The 4,199-nt window shown below is 70.4% G+C and carries 5 protein-coding genes and 3 pseudogenes; 2 read left to right on the forward strand and 6 right to left on the reverse strand.

From position 1 onward, the window contains the following. On the forward strand, positions 1 to 591 hold a 591-nt coding region (locus GT030_RS14785), incomplete at its 5' end, for a hypothetical protein (RefSeq protein WP_161201506.1). A gap of 29 nt (positions 592 to 620) precedes the next feature. Here GT030_RS14785 and GT030_RS14790 read toward each other — a convergent pair. From GT030_RS14790 to GT030_RS36445, 4 genes and pseudogenes are all read right to left on the reverse strand, one after another. Beyond that, positions 621 to 1,276 (reverse strand): annotated as a pseudogene (locus GT030_RS14790) (transposase); the annotation flags it as partial. 41 nt (positions 1,277 to 1,317) lie between these two features. Further along, positions 1,318 to 1,617, reverse strand: a complete 300-nt coding sequence (locus tag GT030_RS36430; RefSeq protein WP_237522435.1) for a hypothetical protein — start codon at positions 1,615 to 1,617, stop codon at positions 1,318 to 1,320. Then, positions 1,598 to 1,939: a hypothetical protein gene (locus GT030_RS36435; protein ID WP_237522436.1), complete on the reverse strand. Its 342-nt coding sequence runs from the start codon at positions 1,937 to 1,939 to the stop codon at positions 1,598 to 1,600. Before GT030_RS36435 ends, GT030_RS36430 begins: the two co-directional genes overlap by 20 nt. A 444-nt stretch (positions 1,940 to 2,383) precedes the next feature. Then, positions 2,384 to 2,488 (reverse strand): annotated as a pseudogene (locus GT030_RS36445) (XRE family transcriptional regulator); the annotation flags it as partial. 114 nt (positions 2,489 to 2,602) lie between these two features. On the opposite strand from GT030_RS36445, the gene GT030_RS14800 reads away from it, so the two are divergent. After that, entirely contained in the window at positions 2,603 to 2,791 is a 189-nt protein-coding gene (locus GT030_RS14800; RefSeq protein ID WP_161201507.1) for a hypothetical protein, read from the forward strand. 641 nt (positions 2,792 to 3,432) lie between these two features. Here GT030_RS14800 and GT030_RS14805 read toward each other — a convergent pair. Together GT030_RS14805 and GT030_RS14810 are read right to left on the reverse strand one after the other, a co-directional pair. Beyond that, the gene (locus GT030_RS14805) at positions 3,433 to 3,846 is read right to left on the reverse strand and encodes an SRPBCC family protein (protein ID WP_135794700.1); all 414 of its coding nucleotides are present in this window, start codon (positions 3,844 to 3,846) and stop codon (positions 3,433 to 3,435) included. A 125-nt stretch (positions 3,847 to 3,971) separates the two neighbouring features. Next, positions 3,972 to 4,199: pseudogene (locus GT030_RS14810) on the reverse strand (hypothetical protein); the annotation flags it as partial.

Here is a 4,199-nt window from a genome sequence, read left to right on the forward strand (position 1 = left end):
GAGCTTGCAAGCGATGCCGAGGCAGTCCTGGCGGTGATGCCTGATTCTCGGCTCCAGCCGCATGCCTCGTTCTCGGTCGCTGTCAAGGGCCAGCAGGTTTTGATCCCCGGGCGCCTCTACAACGACGAGCCGCCAACTGACAGGGTGGCGTCGCTTTCGTCGCGCCAACAACAGCTTCTGCACTGCCTGTACTCAAGGCACTGCGACGGCATGGTCAGGCAACGCCACCTGGAGAAGGTCGTTGGTTCCACGGACCCATGGGTCGTCCCCTTCGTCGTGCAGCTGGTTGGCGAATACGTCTTGGAGATCCTGGTCGTCATCTGCGATGAGCTCCGTGATCTCGCCACGCCCTGCACCTACGGCCACCGTGCTTACGGGCATTTCCTCGTGGACAACGCTGCCTTCTTCGCGCGCACTCAACGGCGGGTCGTGAGCTACTGGAGCTGCTACTACCGGGGCACCTACGCGAGTTTTCGGGGCTACCCGGGGTGCACGATTCTTGACCTCCTACGGTCCGCTGCCTCCGACAGAGCAGGACATCCCTGGCCCAACCTCGCTCCAGCTGGTGCCAGGGTGGACGGCTACTGCTAGAACCCGGCCGGGCAAGGTGGCCGGGCTGGTCAAGCGGCATCGGCGAGGGGACGTCCGCCCCAACGGATGCCCTTCTCGCTGCGGATGCGAGCGCGCTCGCGGCGCTGGGCTGCCAGCACGTCGGGGTGACGGGCATTCGCGTTGCGCCAGCGCAGATAGGCGTGCAGGGCCCGGGTCTGCACGGTGTGGTTGCGGTGGTTGGAGTTGGCGATGGTGAACTGCCGCAGCGGCCCGAAGTGCGCCTCGATTGGGTTGGCCCAGGACGCGTATGTTGGCGTGAAGCACAGCTCGACTCGGTTCTTCTTCGCCCAGTGGCGAACGTCTCGCCCTTGTGGGCGGACAGGTTGTCCAGGATGACGTAGATGGGGCCGCCGTCCAGTCGGGCAGCCCGGACCGATCTGAGCGCGGCCAGCGTGTTCGCGGCACCCTTCTTCCGGCGGTTGACGCCCCAGAGCGTGTCGTCAACAACCGAATAGCCGTGGAAGTACCTGACGCCATGCGTGCGGTGGTAGGTCACCGGGTGCCGCTCGGGGTGACTGGCCGCCAGGGCCCAGCCGGCACCGCCGATGGGGCAGATGCCGAGCGAGCCGAACTCGTCGAACGCGAGGACCCGGTCCGGGAAGCGGTCCAGGACCTCCTCGATCCGGTCCAGCTTTGCCTCGCGGTCGGGGTCCGGGGACTCCTCCGCCTACGGCGCCTAACCGGCCGGCAAAGGAAACCGGCAGATCAGAAGTCGAGGGTGTCGAGAGAGGGCCTACCGCTGATCACGGCAAACGGCAGCGCGCCATCTAGCACCTGGTCACGCGGTAGGGAGAGGCCGAAGCGCTTCTCCACCACGCCCAGTGACAACGCGATCCGTCGGCTGTACCGGTCCCCGCTCGTCTCGAGATACTCGCCGCCCGGGAGAATGATCCCTGCGCCCTCGAGCTCGTCCTGAAGCAGGTCGGGGTCTGTTCCCCAACGCCGCCATTCCTCGCCCAAGCCGAATGAACACACCAGCTCGTCGTCAACGGCACAGGAGAACATGGGAGGCGGGTGGAACGCCTGGGGATCGAGGTTTCACTGCGGTGACCTCACCCCGGGACACCTTCTTGAGTACGTCGTGCCGCGTGCCGCGGCTCTCTCCGTACTCGACGGCGAAAGCCCACCCTCCGGCCTCGCCGATCCGGGCGACGCCGACATCGGCATCGGTGAGCAGCATGACCGCCGCGTGGGCCGTCACCGACGGCCTGCTACCCGGCCCGGCGCCCAGTCGTGCGGCCAGTTCCTCCGCTGTGAGGCCGTGGGCGAAGGTCACGCCGAAATGCCATTCGCACTCCGACAGCCAGCGTATGCCGCGCGTCGTCATGTGGTCATCTTTCCCCATGTCTCACGGTCCGAGGAGAACCGGGTTCCGTTCCCCTCCACCGCGCCAACAGCCCACAAACTTCAGCCGTAACTGTGAACCCCGTACGTGAGGTCAATGAGCACCGATACTGGGATCGGTGCTCATTGACCTCACGTACATGAGTTCTGATTTTTTGGAGCCTCCGCGGCGCAGGGGGACGACGTCCTCGCCGGTGCTCTTCTCGCTGAGCCGGCAGCAGCTGATGTGTGCGAGCCGCTCGGGTTCCTCGACCCATCGAGCTTCCACGGCCCAGCGTCGGGTGCGGGAGAAGACGGTCGGAGACGAGCTTGGCGCGGTCGGCGCCGGTGTCGACTACGGTGCCGGGGCGGTCGGTGGGGTACATCGCGTAGAGCATGACGACCAGGCGCTGGTTAGCGGTCATGCCAGCGGTGCGGTGGAAGACGTGGCGAGGTCCGGATACGGCTTCCTGATCTGGTCCCTCCCATACCGTTCCACGGGGCGCTGAGAAATCCGCAGCATGGGGACGACCGGCTCGGCGCCCTTGAGCTGCGGCTCGAGCGGTTCTCCCGCGGTGGTGTTCCAGCGCCTACCCCGCTCAGCACGCCGCCGGCCGCGGCCGCCGAGTAGGTCAACTGCCCCGCCCTGGCCTGCCAGGATGAGGCCGTGAGCACCACCCGCCGCCCCCTGGGCACCGGCCCCCAGCCCAGCCCCCTCCCGCCGGACACCGCCGTTCCGCGACCGGGCACCGCCGCCGACCGAGCCGCTGACCGGCCGCTGCCCGTCGTCGACCGCCAGCCGACCGCGCCCGGCATACGGCGCCCCCTCGGACCCGGCCCCGCTCCGACCGGCTGACGCAGTGCCGAACTCCCGGAGTCACGGACTGCCGGAGTGAGGGAGTCCCGTCGGCGGGGCGTCCGGCCGAGCCGACCCGCCCGCCGAGCGGGGACGGTCCTGCTCGAGGAACGACGCTCCGCGCCGTGCCTCTTGCCATCCCCTCACCGCCGTGCCGGGTGGGCGCAATGCGCACACCCAGAGACCCGGATTCCGGTAGTTCGACAGTCCTCTACACGGAGTGCGCCTATACGACCCGGACGCTCGGCTCCGGCTCGAACTGACCACCGGCCGGGGCCGCCGGCGCCCCGGGCCGGCCCGGCGTCATACGCCCACGCCCGGCCCGGTGCCCATAAGCACGGCTCCCGCTGCGGCGACCGGCAGCACCGCACCGGAGCCGGTGTTCGCCGGACCGCCGCCCGAGACCGCCTCACCGGCGACCGGCGACCGATCACCGGTCATCCGGAAGTCGGCCGTGTCGCCGGCCGTGACCGTCGTATCGGCCGGCTCCCATCCCTCGTGCTGGGCGGAGCCCGGTGCGGCGGGCTTCTCGTCGGGGCGGGATCGGTGGCGGCGACCGTCACCCGCGGTCCGTCGTGCAGCGCGTGGCCGAGGGCCTTGTACGCGGGCCGTCCGCTCCTGCCCGGCCCCCGGCGGGGCGGTCAGCCCGCCGCGTCCCCGGACCGGGACCGCACCCGCTCCTCCAGCCGCCGCAGGCTGCCGTCCAGCGCCTCGCCGACCGCCTGCTCGCCCGGGTCGTGCGCCTCGTCGAAGAAGGACAGGTGCACGATCACCTCGCTCGGGCCGCTGTCGATGCCGGACACCTGGAGCCAGCCGGCGTAGGCGCCCTGCTCCCGGGTGCCCCACTCCAGCCGCATCTGGTCCCGCTCCGAGCGCAGCAGCGCGGGCATGTCCTGGCCGGAGCGGTCCTCGTGCACGGTCACGGCAGGGAGGTCCGCCGCCTCGACGTGCACGGCGTCGGGGATCCAGGTGTCGAGCTGGCCGACGTCGGCGGCCTGGTCGAAGACCTGCTCGGGCCGCGCGTGCATCGTGCGGGAACGTTCGTACTCGGCCATCGTGGTACTTCCCTCCGTGCGGGAGCGGTGTTCCCCCCGCGTGCCCCTTCCGCGGCGCCCGAAAAGCGCGCCGCGCCCGCCCGTCACCAGCCTCGGCGGTGCGGCAGGCCCGGGCCGCCCCGGTCTCAGCGGCGGAAGGCCGGGTATCGCGGCAGCGGAGCGGTCCGCCACGGCCGGGCGACCCGCCGCAGCAGCAGGTCCATGGTCGCGGCCAGCCCCGGGAACTCCATCAGCGTGCGCGCCGTCTCCCAGCGGTGCCACAGCAGCTGGCGGACGGTGGGCACCGAACGCCGGGTGCGGTGCATGGGCCGGTCCACCTGGTGCACCACGGCGGCGCTGACCCACGACAACGG

It is taken from the genome of Streptomyces sp. SID1328 (assembly GCF_009865595.1).
GTDB classification, from domain to species: Bacteria; Actinomycetota; Actinomycetes; order Streptomycetales; family Streptomycetaceae; genus Streptomyces; species Streptomyces griseoluteus.

Coding starts and splice junctions, on each gene's coding strand:
- GT030_RS36430 (WP_237522435.1), bottom strand. CDS start 1,617: ATGTTCTCCTGTGCCGTTGACGACGAGCTGGTGTGTTCATTCGGCTTG.
- GT030_RS36435 (WP_237522436.1), bottom strand. CDS start 1,939: ATGACGACGCGCGGCATACGCTGGCTGTCGGAGTGCGAATGGCATTTC.
- GT030_RS14805 (WP_135794700.1), bottom strand. CDS start 3,846: ATGGCCGAGTACGAACGTTCCCGCACGATGCACGCGCGGCCCGAGCAG.